Genomic DNA, 18,718 nt, shown 5'->3' with positions numbered 1-18,718 from the left:
TTTAGCTCAAAATGAAAAACAATCGCCAAATAATTTTTGACGATTGCTCATTCATTCTATTTATTTTCAAAAGGCAGATAAATTAAAGTAATTCTTCAAATTCTGCAGTTTGACTACCTTCGATGCGGTCAATTTTCAAGTTTTCCAACGCGCGAAGCATCATCCCTTCGATATCCAAGCGTTCTTCGTATTCCTGTACTTTATCCAAGCGAGGGCGTGTTTTTGGTTGAGGGGGAGCAAAAATCGTACAGCAGTCTTCAAAGGGTTGGATCGCCAATTCAAAAGTATCGATGCGTTCCGCAATTTCGATGATTTCCAATTTATCCATCGTGACTACCGGCCGAATAATTGGTGTCGTAGTTACCTCATTGATTGCTACCATACTTTGTAGAGTTTGTGAGGCTACTTGCCCCAAGGACTCGCCATTGATGATGACCAGGCCCTTACGCATCTCACGAATCGCATCCGTTAAGCGGAGCATCATTCGTCGAGTCAGCGTCATCCAATACCCTTGTGGTACGTGGCGTTTGATTTCTTCTTGCACTTCAGTGAAAGGTACTTCGATAAATTGAATACTGCCCACATATGGAACCAATTTTTCAGTCAAATCCTTGGCTTTTTTCAACGCCTGCTCACTGGTATAAGGAGGGCTAGCAAAATGGACGGCTTCGATTTCTACGCCCCGTTTCATCGCCAAGTACCCCGCCACCGGTGAATCGATGCCACCTGAGAGCATCAGCATGCCACGACCGCTGGTTCCAACTGGTAAACCGCCAGCACCTTTGATCGTTTCATAAGAAAGATAGGCACCATCCAAACGAATCTCTACTCGTAAATTGATTGTTGGTTTTTTCATTTGAACTTGAATCTCAGGAAAAAGATCAAATACTGCATTCCCTAAAACTTGATTCAACTCATTGCTGTCTAGCTCAAAATCATGGTCGCTACGTTTTGCCGTGATTTTAAACGTTTCCTTTCCAGTATAGATTTCCTGCATCACTTCTTGCACAGCTTCTTTCAAAGCCGGAACCGTTTTAGCGACTTGGATACTAGGAGAAAAATTTTGGATACCGAAAACTTTTTGCAATTTAGGAATGATTTCATCACTATCAGCGCCATTTAAAAGCAGGTGCATGCGATCTCGTTCAGCATGGATTTTTACTGCTGGAAAATCCGACAGTGTCCGGCGAACATTTTCTGCCAACTGCATAATAAAACTGCGGCGATTTTTTCCTTTGGTGGATAGTTCACCATAACGAACCATAATTTCTGTATATTTCACGTAATAGACTCCCTTAGGTATTAAATTTTCACTACATATATCCTCCCACTTGCTTTTTTAGTCAAAGTGGAACGATCATCCTTATTTTTTTGGACTATTCTTCTTAGTTGATTTTAGAAAATTTTTGGTAGAGTTGATTGAAAATAATCAGGAATTGCTCAACCTCTGCCATCGTATTGCTTTCATCTAAGCTGATGCGGACGGCTGAGGTGGCAAGGGCATTGGGTACATGCATGGCATGTAAGGTACTGCTTGCCATCTTCTTTCGGCTGGAGCAAGCGCTTGTTGTAGAAAGGTAAATCTGTTTTTCTTCGAACGCATGCACCATTACTTCCCCACGAATACCTTTAAGGGCGAAACATAAAATATGGGGAGCAAAATTTTCTTCCTCAGAAAAAATCGTTACTTTATCATATGCTGCCAAAGCCGTACGCAAATAAGTTTTCAAAAGCTGCACATGTTGAGGCCGTTCTACTTTTTTTTCTAAAGAAAGGCGCAATGCTTTTGCCATTGCGACGATGCCCGGCACATTTTCCGTTCCACTGCGATGATTTTGTTCCTGACCGCCACCCGTCAACAACGGAGCGATTTTCCGACCTTTTCGCCAGTAAATAAAACCGACTCCTCGCGGTCCGTGAAATTTGTGAGCAGAAAACGTTGCAAAATCCACTCGATCGGTCAGCCATTTTTCTTGGGGAACTTTGGTGATTGCCTGTACGGCATCCACATGAAAATGAATCTTAGGATGATTCTTCAATACTTCACTGATTTCCCTGATTGGTTGAATCGAACCGATCTCATTATTGACTGCCATAATTGAAACTAAAATTGTTTCTGAACGAATCAGTTTTTCTAATGCGGCAACATCTACGAATCCAGCGGCATCTACCGGTGCAATACTGATATCAAAGCCAAGCTCTTGCAATTGTGCCGCAGTTTCTGAGACAGCCGGATGCTCAATACTAGAAATAATCATGTGGCGTCCGTAGGTTTGCTTTTCAATTGCGGTTCCTTTTACTACCCAGTTGTCCCCTTCTGTCCCACCGGAAGTAAACCAAATCTCCCCAGGTGCAACAGAAAGCAATTCTGCAATTTGCTTGCGGGCCTGCTGAAGCAGACGATCTGCCTGACTGCCTAAATCATGTAAGCTCGATGGATTACCAATGATCCGTTGACTTGTTTTTACATATGTATCAAGTGCCTGTGGAAAAATGGGCGTTGTTGCACTATTATCAAAATAAATCATGAAAAAATCCCTCTCTTTTGGAAATTCTTACCCATTATATACGCTGTGTCGCTTCCTTTCAAGGTACAGCTTTTTGTAAGCGATTTTCTTTTTATCCCATAAAAAAACTTGAAACACTCAAAGGAATGTTTCAAGTTCTGCATTTATACTAAATCACGGTTATTGAAGTAGAAACTTTCGATACGTTTGAAAGCACCGGGTTCTACCCGTTCCAAGGAAGCGCCGATTTCATCCAATGCTTCTTGGTAACGATAGTCTTTCGTAAACAGTTGAAGACTCTTGTCAATGGACGCCTTGATTTCTGGATGGGAATGGCGGTAACGATTGGCGTATTGCATCATTTGTTCCGTCAAAGCTGCGGCATCCACAAGGTCGTGGGTTTTTTCATCCAACAATTCTAAGTCTTCGTTACAAATATCAACCAGTTTGTTGACTTCTTCCATGTTGATTCGGATTTTATTCAAGGCTTTGCTTAATTCTTCTACACGATCCGTCGCTACAAAGAAGAATTCCAAATAATCTCCCGGCAAGCCAGGCAAGCGTTGTTTTTCCACGAAACGTTTTAAGTTGCGTAATTTGAATTCATATTGTTCCACTTTTTCCTGCGCAGCTTTTTCTCCCTTACGCAAGTCATGAAGAGAATCATCGATCTCTACCTGTTGGTTTTCAATGTCATCCAAAATCTTGTAAGCATCTTTGTAGAAAGATTGAACCTCTGAAAAAGGGATTTCGTGATGGGCCATCATCGGCTCGATCTCGCCATTGCGTTTTGCCAACTCATCAATTTCAGATTGGAAACCACGTACCCGGCCTAGCTCGTTATGATTCAACGTATAGCTTTGTGCGGTGTGATCCAACTCGATCAATAGCTGACGATTATTTTTCGTTGCATGTTGGATATAATCTGTAATGACTTGTCGATTTTTAAGTACATATTTTTTCGAATCAATTTCCCGTTCCATTACCGTATAAAGAGAATCAATGGCACTTGAAGTATCCCGGTTAGCGACTTCTACTGCATCAATCTCGGTCTTTTCCAAATCCTTCATGGAATTTTCCACTCGTTTTTTCACGCGATTGATTTCATCTTGGAAATTTTCTTCTGGGAACACGTAATGATCTGCCAACAAGCGTTTGTAGCCATCTTGAATTTCTTTTAACTGATCTGGGAAAGTTTTGTTCAGTTCTTCGTAAGCGGTTGGGATACGTTTGATTACATCATCCAACTCGTAAGTATGTTTTTCTGCTTTTTCCAGGACTTCTCTTGCTTCTACCGGGTCACCGGAGGTATTCAGTGTGACAAACTGTGTAAATTCGATTTCGATGTTTTTGATTTGTTTTTGTAATTCTGAATAGGCTGGACCGTATTCGTCACCATTTTCCCGTAACCCTTTTTTCAGGTCTTCGTAGATATCCAACGCTTTTTGGACTTCAAGGGAGTTGCGTTCTTCGCTTTCCCGTAGTTCCTTCAGACCGGCACGGATTTCTTCGACTTCTTTTTCCATGTGATCCATCGTTGCCTCTGCATCACCGATTGCCGTTTTCGCTTTAAGGAAGCGGAAGGTTTCATTTAAACTCTCAACTTCAAAAATTTGGCTTTCTAATTCAGCGAAATCACTGGTGGAGATATCCGTCCACTTTTGGTTCCATTCTCGAAAGGTATTCTGACTTTGTCCAACCAGATGCATTTTCTTTACATCATCGACTTCTTCGATCACTGGCAGATCAAACAGTTCTTCCTTTCGTTTCTCCAAAACTTTGAGGCGCTCCTCATTTTTCTTGCGCATGAAAAAACTAATCGAGTAGAGCACTGCCGCCACAACTATGACAGCAATTACGATTCCGATGATAACATTACTTCCCATTTAAAGTTCCTCCGCTTTCGAATATACAATGTTTGAAGCCTTAAAATAACTTTGGCTATGCTTATCTAATTGAAATTCTGCTTTTCTTCGCCTGTTTTCAACAAAAGGCATCTACGCTAGATTATATCACAAACCTATGTGGCAATCACTACGTAACGGAAAAAAACTTTTGACTTTTTTCATTGGGGGATTTTCATAAAACGACCTGATTACCAAGGTCTCTTTCTCCTTACTTTCCGTCATTTTTCAATTTATTTTTCATTTATTCTCTGAAAACTTGCTTTTTTTCTCATTTTTTTGTAATCTATATGAAATATAAAATCGAGGCGATAAGATGAAAGTAGCAAAATTTGGAGGCAGTTCACTGGCTTCTAGTGAACAGGTAAAAAAAGTAGTAGCAATCATCAAAGACGATCCCGAACGCAAATTCATCGTGGTTTCTGCGCCGGGAAAACGATCAGGCAACGATACGAAAGTGACGGATCTGCTGATTCAATTATATAATGAAAAAATAGCGGGAAAAAATCTGGATGTACTATTGCAACTGATTTTTGATCGCTACAAAGAAATCGGTCAGGCATTTGATCTGTCCGAAGAAACGTTGAAAAAAATCTGGCAGGACCTGATGGCGTTAAAAACACTGGAAACCACAGATAATCCCCATCTCTATGATACGATTTTAGCAAGTGGTGAAGACAACAACGCTAAGCTGATTGCCGGAATTTTACAAGCGCAAGGCATTGCGGCACGCTATGTCAATCCGCAGGCTTTAGGCATTTTAGTTACTGATGAACCGGGGAACGCCCGTATCCTGCTGAAGGCTTACGAAAAAATCAATCAGTGGGCAACCTCTGAAGAAGTATTAGTCATTCCAGGATTTTTTGGCTATACCGAAGCAGGCAAAGTGTGTACTTTTTCCCGTGGCGGCTCTGATATCACAGGCTCAATCGTCGCTTCCGGGGTCAAAGCAGACCTCTACGAAAACTTTACTGATGTCGATGGTATCTACTCTGCCCATCCAGGATTTGTCTACCATCCTGAACTGATTAAAGAATTGACCTATCGGGAAATGCGGGAATTGGCTTATGCCGGCTTCACGGTTTTTCATGATGAAGCGCTCATGCCATCTTACCGGGCTAAAATTCCGGTAGTTATCAAAAATACCAATAATCCGACGGCTCCCGGAACAAAAATCACCAACCAACGAGATCGCCATGAAAAACCGGTGGTAGGAATCGCCAGCGATGAAGGATTTACGATGATTTATATCAACAAATACTTGATGAATAGAGAAATCGGTTTTACCCGCCGTATTTTGACGATCTTTGAAGATTTTGGTTTGGGTTACGAGCATATGCCTTCTGGAATTGATGATATTTCCATCGTTTTACGGGCGAATCAATTAACACCAGCAATTGAAGAAGAATTGCTGCGTACCATTGCCTATGAAATTGATCCTGATGAACTGCGAATCACCCATGATTTATCTATGATTATGGTCGTTGGTGAAGGAATGCGGCAACGGGTGGGGATCACTGCCGAAAGCACCGCTGCTCTCGCCCGCAAAAAAATCAACTTAGAAATGATCAACCAAGGTTCTTCTGAAGTTAGCATCATGTTTGGTATTCATAAAGATCAGGAAAAACTAGCTATTCGAACGTTGTATTATACCTTTTTCGATTAAAAAAATGGTCAGAAAAAACGATTTACTCGTTTTCTGACCATTTTTTTTGTTGTTCGATGGCTTTTCTAATCCGTGCTTCGGGGGCATGCTTTTCTCCCCAGTCCGCAGGTTTCAGCACTTTATTTGTTTCTGGATCATAGTGGGGTTTCCCGTCAGGAAAAAGTTTTGCCATGTTGGCTTCATGAACAATCGCCATGATCGGTTCCGGGTCCACGCCCAACAAGGAAAAGGAGCCATAAGTCAGATACAGCAAATCCGTTAACGCATCGACTTGCTCCACTAACGAGTCTTCACTAGGCTTTCCTTTGGCAACAATTTTTGCCTGTCCACGATCAATCGCCTGATGGAGTGCTGCAACACCATCATTAAATACCTGCGAATCATTTCTACTGGCGGCATACAAAAATTCCACAAGCTCTTCGATTTTAAAGGCTGCTCGATGTCCTGCTTCTTCAGCTGAAAAAGCAGTTGGGTGTTGCGGCTTTCTAGGATCAAAAATATGGTGGAATTCTTCTGTCATTTCAAAGGGTTTCAATGGATCGTCTCCTATTCGATTACTTGGTAGTGACGCAACGCTTTCGCAATGCCATCTTGGTTGTTCGTATCTGTTACGTACACCGCTGTTTCTTTAACGATGGGCTGGGCATTTCCCATCGCAATTCCCACGCCCACGCCTTGCAGCATTTCAATATCATTCATGTGGTCGCCAAAGGCCATGGACTCAGAAACAGCAATACCGTGATGCTCCAAAAAGGCATGGATACCACGGATTTTAGAGCCGCCCTTTGGTACAATATCCACCGAATAGGGATTAGAACGCTGGAAGTCACACATTGGAAATTGCTGGATCAATTTTTCCGTTTCTCCCTGCACGCTTAGCATCATACATTGATAAATCGGTTGTTTCAAAATCGCCATTTTTTTATAATGGTTTTTGCTTTTGTAGAAGCTCAATTTTTGCAATGTCTGTTTTAAAATGGCTACCGGAAAATGCCGCGGCAAAAAGCGGATCATTTTTTTCCCTGCCATCGATTGACTCAACATCATCGTCCGACTGCCATCGATTTGATCCCGTGCTCCAAACATAATTTGGCGGCTGTGAATATCTGCATAGTGAACGATTTGCCGCAAAGTCTCTTGTTGAAAGGCTTGTGCATGAATCGTTTCCTCTTTTGTATAAACCAATTGTCCGTTATAAGTCACGTACATATCTAATGGCAAGTCATTGAGCAACTCTGTGATTTTTACCGGACCCCGACCCGTAGCGACTCCGACAAAAATTCCCTTTGCCCGCGCTTGTTGAATGGCTTTTTTAGTACTTTCCAAAACTTCTCCCCGGCTGGAAAGCAAGGTACCGTCAATATCAAAAAAAATAGCTTTTATCATTGTTCTCCTCAAAATAAATCCAATTGACCTGGATTCAATCCTTGATAGGTCAAATTCATCCGTTTATTTAATTCCATCGCATTTTCTGCCGCATCGCCGCCTGCATTGTTGTTAAAAATCACTACCACATTTTGGGAATCCTCCGCCACTTTTTCAATCGTTGCCTGCAATTCTGCCAATTCAGTCTGTGAGTAATGATACAACGTTCGTTTGCTCTGAGCATCCGGACCTTTCGCCTGCCAGCCAACATCATTTCTTCCATGAAAACGGCAGAGTGTAAATGCAGAATTGGTGACAAAGGCATCCAACGGAACCGTAGTAGACAATTTTTTTGGTTCATCGATCACCGCCAGTGAAAACTGCTGGCTTGACATAAATTGTCGTGTTTTTTCAAGATAGCGGGGCTCATACCAAGAGTAATCCCGAAACTCAATAGCAAGGGACAGATTTGGAAAGAGTTGCCGTAGCATTCGCAGATGCGCTACACTTTCTTTGGTACATTTAAACGTTGCCGGAAATTGGGCAAGAGCACAAAAAAGACGGTCACTGTCAATCATCGGTGCTAGATTTGTCAAAAATTCCTCTGCCATATCTTGCATCGTTTTTCCTTCCGGCAATTCGTCTTGGCAAGTCAAGCTGCTGGGAAGTTTCATAATAAATTGAAAGTTTTCGGGAATTTGAGTCAACCAATTCTCCACTACTGATTTTTTAGGAACAAAATAATAACTGGTATCTAATTCTACCACTGGTAAATGGCTGGCGTACTCAAACAATGTACTTTTCTTTTTTCCGGTCAAAAATTCGTGTTCATCAAATCGGGTCAAACCAACTCTGATCATCGTTCATTCATCACACCTATTTTTTTTCTTATTAAGATAGTATACAATAATTTTAGGAAAACAGTAAAGATTTGATTGGAGGAACGTCACATGACCCGCATACTCATTTTACATACCGGCGGCACCATTGCCATGAAAGAAAATACCTTAACTGGAAAAGTCAGCCCTGATGTTGTCAACCCGTTGATGGATGCCAAAATTGACCTGCCTGACACAGCAGAAGTTATCGTGGAGGATATTTTTAATCTTCCTAGTCCTCACATTCAGCCTAGTCATATGCTGCAACTAAAGGAACGAATCCAGCTTGCTAAACTTGCCGGAATCGATGCTGTGGTGATCACTCATGGAACAGATACTTTAGAAGAAACGGCTTTTTTCTTGGATACTACAATCGGCAATCTGCTGCCGATTGTCGTGACCGGTGCCATGCGCTCCAGCAATGAGTTAGGCAGTGATGGGTTGTACAATTTTGAAAGTGCTGTTCGGGTGGCTCTTGCACCGGAAGCAATCGGCAAAGGGGTTCTAGTCGTGATGAATGATGAAATCCACTCTGCCCGCTACGTGACAAAAACTCATACGACAAATGTGGCAACCTTTCGTACGCCAACGTTGGGACCTATCGGTTTGGTGACCAAAAATCGAATTATTTTTTTACAGGAATTATTACCCACGGTTCATTGGGATGTTGATACCGTGGAGGGCATTATTCCCATCGTCAAAGCTTATGCCGGAATGGACGGGGAATTATTTGAGGCGCTGGCTCAAAATCAAATTGATGGGTTGGTCATCGAGGCCTTGGGTGCTGGCAATCTGCCGCCGCAAACCTTGCCGCCCCTGCAAAAATTATTGGAACAAAACATTCCCATTGTATTAGTTTCCCGCTGTTTCAATGGCATTGCAGAACCTGTTTACGATTATGAAGGCGGAGGGAAAGACCTTCAAGAACGAGGAATTATTTTTTGCAGTGGGATCAATTCACAAAAAGCCCGGCTCAAATTATTGATTGCCAAAAATCGTCAATTGACATCAGAGGCCCTCATTACTTTCATGGCTGATTAATCATCCGCCTTTTTCATAAAACAAAGCACGCTCCCTTGGCAAGGAAAGCGTGCTTTATTTTATTTTTTCCATGTGATGACAGCTTCACAATAGGTTTGTTCTCCCATTCGAATATTGTGTCGGGTTTCTACTTGTCCATCCGCTAATGAAATAACTTCAAAATGACTTTCAATCTCATTGCCATACTCAACTTCTTTATCAAAACGGACATTGACTTCTTGTGGCACATGAGCGCTGAGAAATTCATAGCCTAATACATCGATCATCCAATTAAAATACATCGCATTGTTGACGTGCTGATTGCTGTCGATATCATAAAAACGAACCCGATAGGTCAAACTTTTTCCCGTTTCAATTGCCGGAATTTTCGGATACCGTTTGATTCGTTTAATTTTTTCACTTTCATAAGGCGCAATGATTTCTTCAGGAACACTGCTCATTTTGCGATTTTCAATATCCATCAAAACGAAAACTGATTCCATTTTCACCAGTTCATTGCCTTCTTGATCCTGCAGCCAAAAATTTCGGTAACAAAAGTACTTGTTGTAGGCAGTGGCTTCTGTCGTGACAAGAATCGTTTCCCCTACGCGAGGCAATCGAGTAATCGTCATCAGGTAATTCGTGATGACCCAAGTCAGCCCGAAAGAACGGACGAACGCCGAATCCCGCTCCAAAAATGCACTTTGCTCTTCAGAAGTCTTGATTGCCACACCGATCATTGCCGGAAAGGTCATGGTTTGGTTCACGTCACATTCATAATAAGCGACTTCATGTTGGTTCGTGTATTTTGCCAAAATTTGCCTCCTAAAATTCAATAGATTTTGCTCTAATACCTTTAAGTATAGCAGAAACTGCAGGAATCGTCCCTGCAAAAAAAGAAGAATCAGTTTCCCGATTCTTCTTTTTGCACTTCTTTTGTTATGCTAATGCGCCCATAGGATCCCAAGGTGCTAAAACTTGTGGATCTGCGTCAAAAGCGGCTTGTTGTTCTGGAGTCAGAAAGTCTTTGCGAACAACGATTTGGTAGGTAAATTCATCCATCCACGCATCGCTCATGACGAAGAAGCCGTTGTCACCAACTTTTTCTCCCCAGCTGTTTTCAACTTTCCATTTGGTTGATTGGCCTTCTACCAAATCAACACCCGTCAATACCATCGCATGGGTCATCAAACTTTCGCCAAAATCTAGGCGTTGCGCTTTGGTCATGGTAAAGTCGACATCAAACAACTCATTCATGGAATAAGCATCTAGGGACATGATTCCTGAATCCCGCGTCGAAGATTGACCGACATCACAGCCAAACCAGACAGATTCCCCTTGTTCCAACTGCACAATTGCTAATTTTTTGAAGGTTGTCATATCCACATTCAAATAACGAACATCTTTCCCACCCACAACATTTCCTAACATTTCGACCGTGTAAGAACGGTTAAATGGTTTGTCTGCAGTCGGTGCATTGATGATGCTGACATAGTTGTCTAAATCCACATCCACATATTTTTTGTAAAAGGTTTGTGGTGTCAGTGCTTGATCCAGATGGTAATTTTTTTCTTCATCACGGTATTCAAAATCAAAGCTTTCTGGAGGTGTGCCTAAAGAAATGGCTAGAAAATCATACACATCTTGAAGCATTTTCCCTTTTTCTGCTTGGATTTCTCCCGCTGTTTTTCCATCTGCTACAAGTTGGCGCAATGCGACAGCATCTTTCCGCAATTTTTTATTTAAAAAGGTGTTCAAATCCCGTGAATTTGACGAATTGCTACTTTCTGGCATTGCTGTTTTAGGAACGACCCCGTATTTTTCAAAAATCGAGACCATCATGTCCCATTGTCCACCGTCTTGTTGAGGGGTTTGCAGTAAGAAGGCAACCTTCCGGCTTGTTACGTCTTCCTTTGCAGTTGCTAAAATATTTTCATAAAAGTAATTGGCTTTTTCGTATTTATCCCAGAAGAAGGTATAATTTTGAGAAAGTTCAAAATCCTTCAATTGGAAAGTGTTCAACATTTTATGACGGAAGGTGTTTAACGCAGCAAACATCCAGCAACGACCGGATTGTTTTTGGTTGGCAACTTTCCCAGTCGCTACATCCACAGAAAAAACCGGAACATTATTGACCTGTGCGCTGACATTTTCCGCAGAAGCCTTGATTCCATTTTTTACCACTGTGCGTTGTAGTGCCAAGTGTTTCTTATTTGCTGCAAAATCTGCAGCAAAGTTTGTAGTCATTTCTTTTGAAATTTCAGACATTTTTTTCATCCTTTCACGTACTAATCTTCCTCATTTTACTCCTCAAAGCCATGGAAAACAAGATTTGCGGAAATATTCAGAAAATTATTTTCTATTCATGAAAGAAGATCAGCTATCGGGTGCTGTCATAGTCAGCCAATCCACCAACGCATCCAGTTTTGTTTGAAGCCGTTGATACGCCTCCGCCATTTTCCCTGAGGACAAAACAATCGTCAAAAGAACACTTCCAAGAAAAAGTCCGCATAATCCCAGCATTGTCAACTTGGTTTCTTCGATGGCCACCGCGCGCAATCCTTTGATGAAAAAGCCCTGCAAAAGATACACCAGCAACGTATTGGCGCCCCACCTTGTCAAAATGAGCTGTTTGCGGGGAACCAGCGCCAGCACCCCATAGGTTCCGATCAATCCCAACGCCAGCATCAGCATCCGTACCGCACTTCCCAACAAAGGCGAAGCCAAAAATTCTTCGTAAGGTTTCGAACCAAAAACCATGTATTTATTCAAATATTCAATGTTGCGGATAAAAAGAAAAATGAAAAACAATCCGGCGATTCCTAAAAGACGATGACTTCCCCGTCTAATGTTATCCACCTGTTCTTTTGTCACATAATGTCCAATCACAAAGAAAGGCAAAAACGCAAAAGTTCGCTGCAACGTCAAATCTCTAGACATGAAAGGCAGATACCCACTTAACAAACTCAAAATAAAGCTGAGGGTGATACCAACTTCTGGTCGGAGATATTGAAAAAGATACAAGGACAACTGCCAGAAAAATAAACTAAGCAGAAACCACAGCGACCATTGGGGAACCAGCAGCTCCCACGAAAATTCCCGCTGCAAACCGATCAGAGAATAATAAGCGGAATAAATCAACTGGAACAAAATATAAGGCAATACCAATTTTTTGAATAGTTTTTTGATATTTCCCGGACGATTAAAGTTTTTAGTAAAGAAGCCGGCAATCAAAATAAAGGCCGGCATATGAAATGTAAAAATGAAATAATAAAGATCTGTATAAAAAGGATGGTCTTCAATAAATGGCTGCAACAGATGGGTAAAGACCACCAGAATCATCAAAAAAAATTTTGCATTATCAAAATAAGGTTCTCTATTTTGTTTCTTCATGAGGGAAACTCCTTTCGAGCCTTGATGTTTCACTTATTTTCCTAAAAAAAGCTTACTCTCTATTTTAAAATAACATTATTTCCATCCTATTACAGCTACTTAACAAATAGTCATCGATTGCTTTTATGTATTGGTTGTATTAATATATATAATACAAAGAGGTGAAGAATATGTTGTTAGAAATCGATAGCCGCTCCGAGGAACCGATTTATCGGCAAATCAGCGATCAAATCATTTTGGGAATCGCCCGTGGTGATTTGCAGGTGAATGAACAGCTCCCCTCCGTTCGTCAATTAGCCGACGAATTAGGTGTCAACATGATGACCATCGCCAAAGCCTACACCTTTTTAAAAGAAGCCGGTTACCTGATTACGGATCGTCGTAAAGGGACCACCGTTCGGCTCCCAGAAAACTATCGGGAAGAGACTCAGCAGGACTATCAAAACCAGTTGGCGGTCCTTTTAGCTCAAGCCGTTTTACATCATCGCTCCGAGAAACAAATTTTAGCAGACGTTCAATATTATCTAAAAGAATTCACCGAAGGAAGGGACTAGCATGCGTATATTTTTAGTCGGCATTTTTATCATTATTCATGTTGTAATGGCACTTTCACTGCGTTTAGCAGGCACACCGCATAATCACGTCTTGTTGGAAAATACCTTAGCACCCCATCACTTAAATGCACCGGAAGTCGTAGCAATTGCGAAGGAGTACAAACGCCGGCTGCTGCAAATTGCCATTGGTCTGAGTATTTTCAGTTTTTTGATGTTACTGCCAAAATACGAAGCCTTCGTAATGACCCTGCTTTGGGTAAATTTGCTGCTACTTTCAGTGTATTATATTTGCGAAATTCTGTACATTCGCAAGCTGCATCGGCTGATCGTTGAAAAAAATTGGCAACTACCTATTGAACCGATTCTTATTGACACCCAGCTCATTCAAACAAAAAATAAAAAACTCGTCTCTTGGCTTTGGTTCCTGCCCTCCCTTGCCCTGTTGATAATTGGCAGTGTACTGACCCTGCAAAAAGATTCTCTCACCACATGGCCTTTATTGTTCAGTACTGCGCTCATTTGGCTGCTATTTATTATTTTCTGGTACTCTCTTTCTCGTTTATCCGTTCGTCCGATGACGAATGACCAAAAAATCAACCGGCAATACAACGATCTGACAAAACATTACTGGTCTCTTTTGACAGTGACCGGTGCTTACATGATTCTTCCGATCCTCTATTTGCCTTTATTCCGTCTGGATATTTCTGGGTGGGCAGGAAAACTGTGGGTCGGTGCTGGGCTTTTTATCTTGATTGCAAGTGCTTTTGCCAGTATCGGCTTTTTACTGCGATTACGTCAAAAACAAGATCAACTGCTAAGTCAGATTCCAGATTACCGCTATATGGGGGAAGATCAGTACTGGCGGTATGGCGTCTACATCAATCCTAATGACACTCGTTTGTTTTTGCCGGACCGGATTGGAATGAATATGTCTGTCAATCTTGGCCGTCCTGTTGGTAAACTGATTATGGGAGCGGTTGGACTTTTGCTAGTGGGTGTGATGGTAGCAATCTTATCCACGTCTTATCTCTACGACTTTACTGCCGATCCTTTTAAGTTTTCACTAGAAGAAAACCAGGTGGAATTAACTGCTCCTTTAGCCATTTCTTCTACTATTCCAGTAGAGAAAATTGAATCCGTCACATTGATTGACCATATAAACGGAGCGGTCGTTCGTACCAATGGCTATGGCACAGAAAATTATTCCGTGGGACATTTTCAAGTGGATGGCAAATCGGCGAATTTCTATCTCTCCATGCAATCTAAGCCCATTCTACTAATCAAAACAAAAAAAACCGATTATTATTACACCAACAAGAACCCCGAATTGACCAAAGAAGCTTACGAAAAACTACGATAAAAGCCCTCCTCTCAAAAAAAGAAAGAGCCTTCTGGTGAGCAGAAACTTGCTACAGCGACAATAAATAGGAGACGCCAAAAAATGGCGTCTCCTATTTATTATTTAACTCCGGCAGTAGGACTCGAACCTACGACATCATGATTAACAGTCATGCGCTACTACCAACTGAGCTATGCCGGAAGAATGTACCCATATAATACCAACTCTTTAATTTTTTGGCAATCGTTTTCCATTTCGTTTGGTGATTTTTTTGTTTCCTTCAAAAAATTGATCCTTCTCACCAATTTTCCATTGACAAACGGACCGGTATCAAGTATTCTATATCTTGTGTTAAATAACAGGCCGCTTTAGCTCAGCTGGTAGAGCGCATCCATGGTAAGGATGAGGTCGTCGGTTCAAGCCCGACAAGTGGCTTAAAAATTTCTTTGAAAAAACGCTGAACCTGACCACGGTTTCAGCGTTTTTTCGTACATAAAATTCAAACGAAAGAAGGATTTCTTATATTTATTCGTCCTAGTATCCCAACAGATAAGCCACTGCTACAAAAAATTTTTTACGACAGTCGAAAAGCGGCCTTTTTTTGGGAAGACTCCGCCAAGTACCAATTAACGGATTTCGACCAAAGCACACAAGAAGAACTAGTACTTGTCGCCCAAGACCAGGAAAAAATCTGCGGCTTTATTTCCCTCTACCTTCCAGAAAATTTTATCCACAATCTTTTTGTCGCACCTGAAGCAACCGGTCAGCATATTGGCAAACAATTATTGACAGCCGGACTTGCTCGGCTTGAGCGACCGGCTCGATTAAAATGTGTTTCCAAAAATCAATTGGCTTTAGCTTTCTATTTGAAAAATGGTTGGGAAAAAGAATGGGAGACCATCGCCCCAGAGAATTATTGGAATTTAATTTACACCAAAGAAAAATAATCTGCCAATGCTTGTGGCGTAGCAAATAATTTTTCTGCTCCTGCTGCCGCTAATTCCTCTTGACTGCCAAAACCATATAAAACGCCAGCGGTCGCCAATCCGTTTGCCTTTCCTCCCAGAATATCATGTTTACGGTCACCAATCATCACGGCGGCTTCTTTGTCGATTGCCACCGTCTCCAGCGCATACGCTAACACATCTGCCTTAGCCGCTCGTTTCCCTTCCATATCTGCACCATAAATGCCTGTAAAATACTTTTCAAATCCCAGCACTGCTAAAATTTCTTCCGCAAAGTGCTCCGGTTTGGAGGTAGCAAGATACAGTGTTTTTGTTTCCGACAACTTAGCCAAAGCTTCTGGAATCCCCTCGTAAACCACGATTTGCTTGATACCCTCTTTTGCATAGTTTTCCCGATAATACCTGACTGCTAGTTCCAATTGTTTATCCGACAATCCAATCTTTTTAAAAGAATCCGCTAAGGGCGGTCCGATAAATGACCGCAGTTGTTCCTCCTCTAAAGTTGGTCCGTTGATTTTAGCCAATGAATAGCGAATGGAGGAAAAAATTCCCTGACTCGAATCAATCAAGGTGCCATCCAAATCAAAAAATAAACATTCTTTCACGCATTTCTCTCCTTTTTATTTCTTCCAAATTTATTTTCAATTCCTACTATACACTAAAATCTACAAAACAAAATAATTGCGGAAAAAAATGAAATCCGATATACTTACTTTTAGTAAGAAATATAAAAGTGAAATTTATTGGAGGCCAAATTTATGGATACACAAATTAGAGGATTACACCACGTTACCGCAATGACATCAAGTGCAGAAAAAATCTATCGTTTCTTCACGGATCTTTTAGGCTTACGTTTAATCAAAAAAACCGTCAACCAAGACGATATTGAAACTTACCATTTATACTTTACCGATGATTTAGGTTCAGCCGGTACCGATATGACCTTTTTCGACTTTCCTGGCATTCCTAAAGGGACAAAGGGAACAAATTCGATTTCCCGTACCTCTTTCCGCGTAAAAAACGATGCTGCACTAGATTATTGGGTGGATCGTTTTAATCAAAATAATGTCGATCACGGTGAAATTCAAGAACGTTTCGGCAAAAAATATCTGGAATTTGAAGATTTTGACAACCAACGCTACCAATTGATTTCTGACGAAAAAAATCAAGGTGTTGCTGCCGGTACTCCTTGGAAAAATTCCAATGTTCCTGCCGAATCAGCAATCATTGGCTTAGGCCCAGCTTTTGTTACCGTTCAAAACTTTGAACACATGCAACTTGTTTTGGTCAATGTACTAGGCTTCAAATTAGTTGACGCAGAAGGCAGCTTCCATCTTTTTGAAATCGGTGAAGGCGGAAACGGCGCAAGCATCATCGTTGAACATCGGACAGATTTGCCGCTTGCCGGTGAAGGCTTTGGAAATGTCCACCACTTGGCTTTACGGGTAGCTGATAAAGAAGCCCTTGAATGGTGGATTGATCGCATCAACCAGCTTGAATTCCCTAATTCCGGCTACACAGAGCGTTTCTACTTTGCTTCTGAATACTTTATGGCAGCACCGCAAGTTTTATTTGAATTAGCAACAGATGGTCCCGGTTTCCTAGAAGACGAAACCTATGAAGCTGCCGGAGAAATTTTATCCTTGCCACCATTCTTAGAACCAAAACGCAAAGAAATCGAGGATTACGTTCGCCCATTCGACACTTCAGATGCAAATAAAAAACGTCAATAATCATTTTTCTAAGCACCTACAAAAATAAAAAAACTGGGCATCCATTTGTGATTCCCAGTTTTTCTCTTACTAAAACGGAGGATTTCATGCTACATTACCAAGCAAACCAACTTACCCAAAAACAAAATTATAAATTCTTGACCGGAACAGTAGCCCCACGCCCAATCGCCTGGATTACTACAAAAAACAACCAGACGGATGTAATCAATGCTGCACCCTTCAGCTACTTTACAGTTGTTGCCAGCAAACACCCCCTTGTCTCCCTCTCCATCAATCGTAAAGAGGGGAAAACCAAAGATACTGCCAATAATCTTTTGGAAAATGGTGAAGGGGTCATTCATTTAGTTACCCCTTCCGTTCTTCAAGATATGAATCAAACCGCCGCAACGCTTGCTCCGGCAGAAAGCGAACTGGCTCTGATTGACCAAACACTCGTGGATAGCCAACAGGTAGCTGTTCCCGGATTTGAAGAACCATTGATTCGAATGGAAGTAAAACTGCATCAATACGTTCCTATTATTATTGATGAAACCACCATCAGTGACCTTTTTATTCTAGAAGTGACAGACTACTACTTCAATGAAACAATTTTCGATGAGGAAAAAGAATATATTTTAACAGAAAAATTACAGCCAATTTCTCGACTCGCCGGCAATTTCTACGGCCATCTTGGAAAAACAGAAGAAATTTCTCGTCCACAATAAAAAGAACAGGGGAGCGAAACTTGCCTCTCTGTTCTTTCTTTTTATTTTCCACTTATTTCCGCAAATCAACGATTGGTACAAAGTTATCCAGGACACCACCAGGGCTTCCCAATTTCAAGACTTGTAATCGCTGATCCACAGTAAAAATCATTTCTTCTGCCATGTATAGCTTTGAATATTCCTTGATGTAGATCTTCCCGATTTCACTAGCTATTGCTGCCTCGTAATCACTCAAATCTTGTTCTTCTGATAAGACCAATAAGCGAAAACTGGTATCTAATGAGCAAACACCCATCTTAGAATACTTTCCAACGCCGTCATCCAGATCCAATACAATGACTGCTTTTTCTGAAAGAAATGGCGCCAACTTTTCTTTTGCCTCTTTGCTGAATTGAATATTCATCAAATTACCTCCCTACAACAATCTTGTTGGACTGATCGTAACACAGACCAGCTTTTTCCTACCAACAATCTGTTTGAAGATTCTTCAGAGCACAAAAAAAAGAGATAGCCTGTGCTATCTCGAAATTACTCCGGCAGTAGGACTCGAACCTACGACATCATGATTAACAGTCATGCGCTACTACCAACTGAGCTATGCCGGAATAAACCAGCGTGGCGACGTCCTACTCTCACAAGGGGCAACCCCTCACTACAATCGGCGCTAAGAAGCTTAACTTCTGTGTTCGG

18 protein-coding genes, 3 tRNA genes and 1 rRNA gene are annotated in these 18,718 nt (G+C 41.4%); 8 read left to right on the top strand and 14 right to left on the bottom strand.

Annotated features, from left to right (window positions below):
• Window positions 1-82: 82 nt before the first annotated feature.
• The 3 genes from thiI to ezrA all read right to left on the bottom strand — a co-directional run bounded on the left by thiI (window position 83) and on the right by ezrA (window position 4,393).
• Window positions 83-1,282: a tRNA uracil 4-sulfurtransferase ThiI gene (gene thiI / locus FFM66_RS09695; protein WP_048604679.1), complete on the bottom strand. Its 1,200-nt coding sequence runs from the start codon at window positions 1,280-1,282 to the stop codon at window positions 83-85.
• A gap of 103 nt (window positions 1,283-1,385) precedes the next feature.
• The gene (locus FFM66_RS09690; RefSeq protein ID WP_137605779.1) at window positions 1,386-2,528 is read right to left on the bottom strand and encodes a cysteine desulfurase family protein; all 1,143 of its coding nucleotides are present in this window, start codon (window positions 2,526-2,528) and stop codon (window positions 1,386-1,388) included.
• A 143-nt stretch (window positions 2,529-2,671) separates the two neighbouring features.
• Window positions 2,672-4,393 carry a septation ring formation regulator EzrA gene (gene ezrA, locus FFM66_RS09685; RefSeq protein WP_048604677.1) on the bottom strand — a complete coding sequence of 574 codons (1,722 nt, stop codon included), beginning with the start codon at window positions 4,391-4,393 and terminating at the stop codon, window positions 2,672-2,674.
• Window positions 4,394-4,727: 334 nt separating this feature from the next.
• Here ezrA and FFM66_RS09680 point away from each other — a divergent pair, with 334 nt between their 5' ends.
• Complete coding sequence (locus FFM66_RS09680; RefSeq protein WP_137605778.1) at window positions 4,728-6,077, top strand: aspartate kinase; 1,350 nt, start codon at window positions 4,728-4,730, stop codon at window positions 6,075-6,077.
• Window positions 6,078-6,099: 22 nt separating this feature from the next.
• Here the strand turns inward: FFM66_RS09680 and FFM66_RS09675 are convergent, their stop codons facing one another.
• Genes FFM66_RS09675 through FFM66_RS09665 form a run of 3 tightly spaced genes read right to left on the bottom strand, consistent with a single transcriptional unit; the run spans window position 6,100 to window position 8,302 of the window.
• Window positions 6,100-6,612 carry a pyrophosphohydrolase domain-containing protein gene (locus FFM66_RS09675; RefSeq protein WP_137605777.1) on the bottom strand — a complete coding sequence of 171 codons (513 nt, stop codon included), beginning with the start codon at window positions 6,610-6,612 and terminating at the stop codon, window positions 6,100-6,102.
• Between the two features lie 11 nt (window positions 6,613-6,623).
• Window positions 6,624-7,463, bottom strand: coding sequence for a Cof-type HAD-IIB family hydrolase (locus tag FFM66_RS09670; protein ID WP_137605776.1), 840 nt, complete (start codon window positions 7,461-7,463; stop codon window positions 6,624-6,626).
• Window positions 7,464-7,471: 8 nt separating this feature from the next.
• Window positions 7,472-8,302, bottom strand: a complete 831-nt coding sequence (locus FFM66_RS09665) for a DUF72 domain-containing protein (protein WP_137605775.1) — start codon at window positions 8,300-8,302, stop codon at window positions 7,472-7,474.
• Between the two features lie 90 nt (window positions 8,303-8,392).
• On the opposite strand from FFM66_RS09665, the gene FFM66_RS09660 reads away from it, so the two are divergent.
• Complete coding sequence (locus tag FFM66_RS09660; RefSeq protein WP_048604673.1) at window positions 8,393-9,361, top strand: asparaginase; 969 nt, start codon at window positions 8,393-8,395, stop codon at window positions 9,359-9,361.
• 59 nt (window positions 9,362-9,420) lie between these two features.
• On the opposite strand, the gene FFM66_RS09655 is transcribed toward FFM66_RS09660, so the two are convergent.
• From FFM66_RS09655 to FFM66_RS09645, 3 genes are all read right to left on the bottom strand, one after another.
• On the bottom strand, window positions 9,421-10,158 hold the full coding sequence (locus FFM66_RS09655) for an acyl-ACP thioesterase domain-containing protein (RefSeq protein ID WP_137605794.1): 738 nt from the start codon (window positions 10,156-10,158) through the stop codon (window positions 9,421-9,423).
• Window positions 10,159-10,279: 121 nt separating this feature from the next.
• On the bottom strand, window positions 10,280-11,608 hold the full coding sequence (locus tag FFM66_RS09650) for a C1 family peptidase (RefSeq protein WP_137605774.1): 1,329 nt from the start codon (window positions 11,606-11,608) through the stop codon (window positions 10,280-10,282).
• A 108-nt stretch (window positions 11,609-11,716) separates the two neighbouring features.
• Window positions 11,717-12,733, bottom strand: coding sequence for an acyltransferase family protein (locus tag FFM66_RS09645; RefSeq protein WP_137605773.1), 1,017 nt, complete (start codon window positions 12,731-12,733; stop codon window positions 11,717-11,719).
• 170 nt (window positions 12,734-12,903) lie between these two features.
• On the opposite strand from FFM66_RS09645, the gene FFM66_RS09640 reads away from it, so the two are divergent.
• Both FFM66_RS09640 and FFM66_RS09635 read left to right on the top strand, forming a co-directional pair.
• On the top strand, window positions 12,904-13,287 hold the full coding sequence (locus tag FFM66_RS09640) for a GntR family transcriptional regulator (RefSeq protein ID WP_048604671.1): 384 nt from the start codon (window positions 12,904-12,906) through the stop codon (window positions 13,285-13,287).
• A gap of 1 nt (window position 13,288) precedes the next feature.
• Entirely contained in the window at window positions 13,289-14,647 is a 1,359-nt protein-coding gene (locus tag FFM66_RS09635) for a PH domain-containing protein (protein ID WP_137605772.1), read from the top strand.
• A 106-nt stretch (window positions 14,648-14,753) separates the two neighbouring features.
• Here FFM66_RS09635 and FFM66_RS09630 read toward each other — a convergent pair.
• A tRNA-Asn gene (locus tag FFM66_RS09630) sits at window positions 14,754-14,827 on the bottom strand.
• Window positions 14,828-14,988: 161 nt separating this feature from the next.
• Between FFM66_RS09630 and FFM66_RS09625 the strand changes: the two genes are divergently transcribed.
• Both FFM66_RS09625 and FFM66_RS09620 read left to right on the top strand, forming a co-directional pair.
• A tRNA-Thr gene (locus FFM66_RS09625) sits at window positions 14,989-15,061 on the top strand.
• Window positions 15,062-15,123: 62 nt separating this feature from the next.
• Window positions 15,124-15,573: a GNAT family N-acetyltransferase gene (locus tag FFM66_RS09620; protein ID WP_307723033.1), complete on the top strand. Its 450-nt coding sequence runs from the start codon at window positions 15,124-15,126 to the stop codon at window positions 15,571-15,573.
• On the opposite strand, the gene FFM66_RS09615 is transcribed toward FFM66_RS09620, so the two are convergent.
• Window positions 15,555-16,196 (bottom strand): HAD hydrolase-like protein, encoded by a 642-nt coding sequence (locus FFM66_RS09615; protein WP_048604668.1) that lies wholly within the window; start codon window positions 16,194-16,196, stop codon window positions 15,555-15,557. The genes FFM66_RS09620 and FFM66_RS09615 overlap by 19 nt on opposite strands.
• A 153-nt stretch (window positions 16,197-16,349) precedes the next feature.
• On the opposite strand from FFM66_RS09615, the gene FFM66_RS09610 reads away from it, so the two are divergent.
• Window positions 16,350-17,324, top strand: a complete 975-nt coding sequence (locus FFM66_RS09610) for a ring-cleaving dioxygenase (RefSeq protein WP_137605771.1) — start codon at window positions 16,350-16,352, stop codon at window positions 17,322-17,324.
• An 86-nt stretch (window positions 17,325-17,410) separates the two neighbouring features.
• On the top strand, window positions 17,411-18,028 hold the full coding sequence (locus tag FFM66_RS09605; protein ID WP_137605770.1) for a flavin reductase family protein: 618 nt from the start codon (window positions 17,411-17,413) through the stop codon (window positions 18,026-18,028).
• 52 nt (window positions 18,029-18,080) lie between these two features.
• Here the strand turns inward: FFM66_RS09605 and FFM66_RS09600 are convergent, their stop codons facing one another.
• The 3 genes from FFM66_RS09600 to rrf form a co-directional block, all read right to left on the bottom strand.
• Complete coding sequence (locus tag FFM66_RS09600) at window positions 18,081-18,431, bottom strand: iron-sulfur cluster biosynthesis family protein (protein WP_048604665.1); 351 nt, start codon at window positions 18,429-18,431, stop codon at window positions 18,081-18,083.
• 128 nt (window positions 18,432-18,559) lie between these two features.
• Window positions 18,560-18,633, bottom strand: a tRNA-Asn gene (locus FFM66_RS09595).
• Between the two features lie 8 nt (window positions 18,634-18,641).
• Window positions 18,642-18,718: ribosomal RNA gene (gene rrf, locus FFM66_RS11565) — 5S ribosomal RNA — on the bottom strand; the annotation flags it as partial.

This window comes from Enterococcus songbeiensis, assembly GCF_005405265.1.
In the GTDB taxonomy this organism is placed as follows: Bacteria; Bacillota; Bacilli; order Lactobacillales; family Enterococcaceae; genus Enterococcus_C; species Enterococcus_C songbeiensis.
Note: the sequence above shows the minus strand (reverse complement) of the source record. Positions and strands in the feature narration are given on the sequence as shown.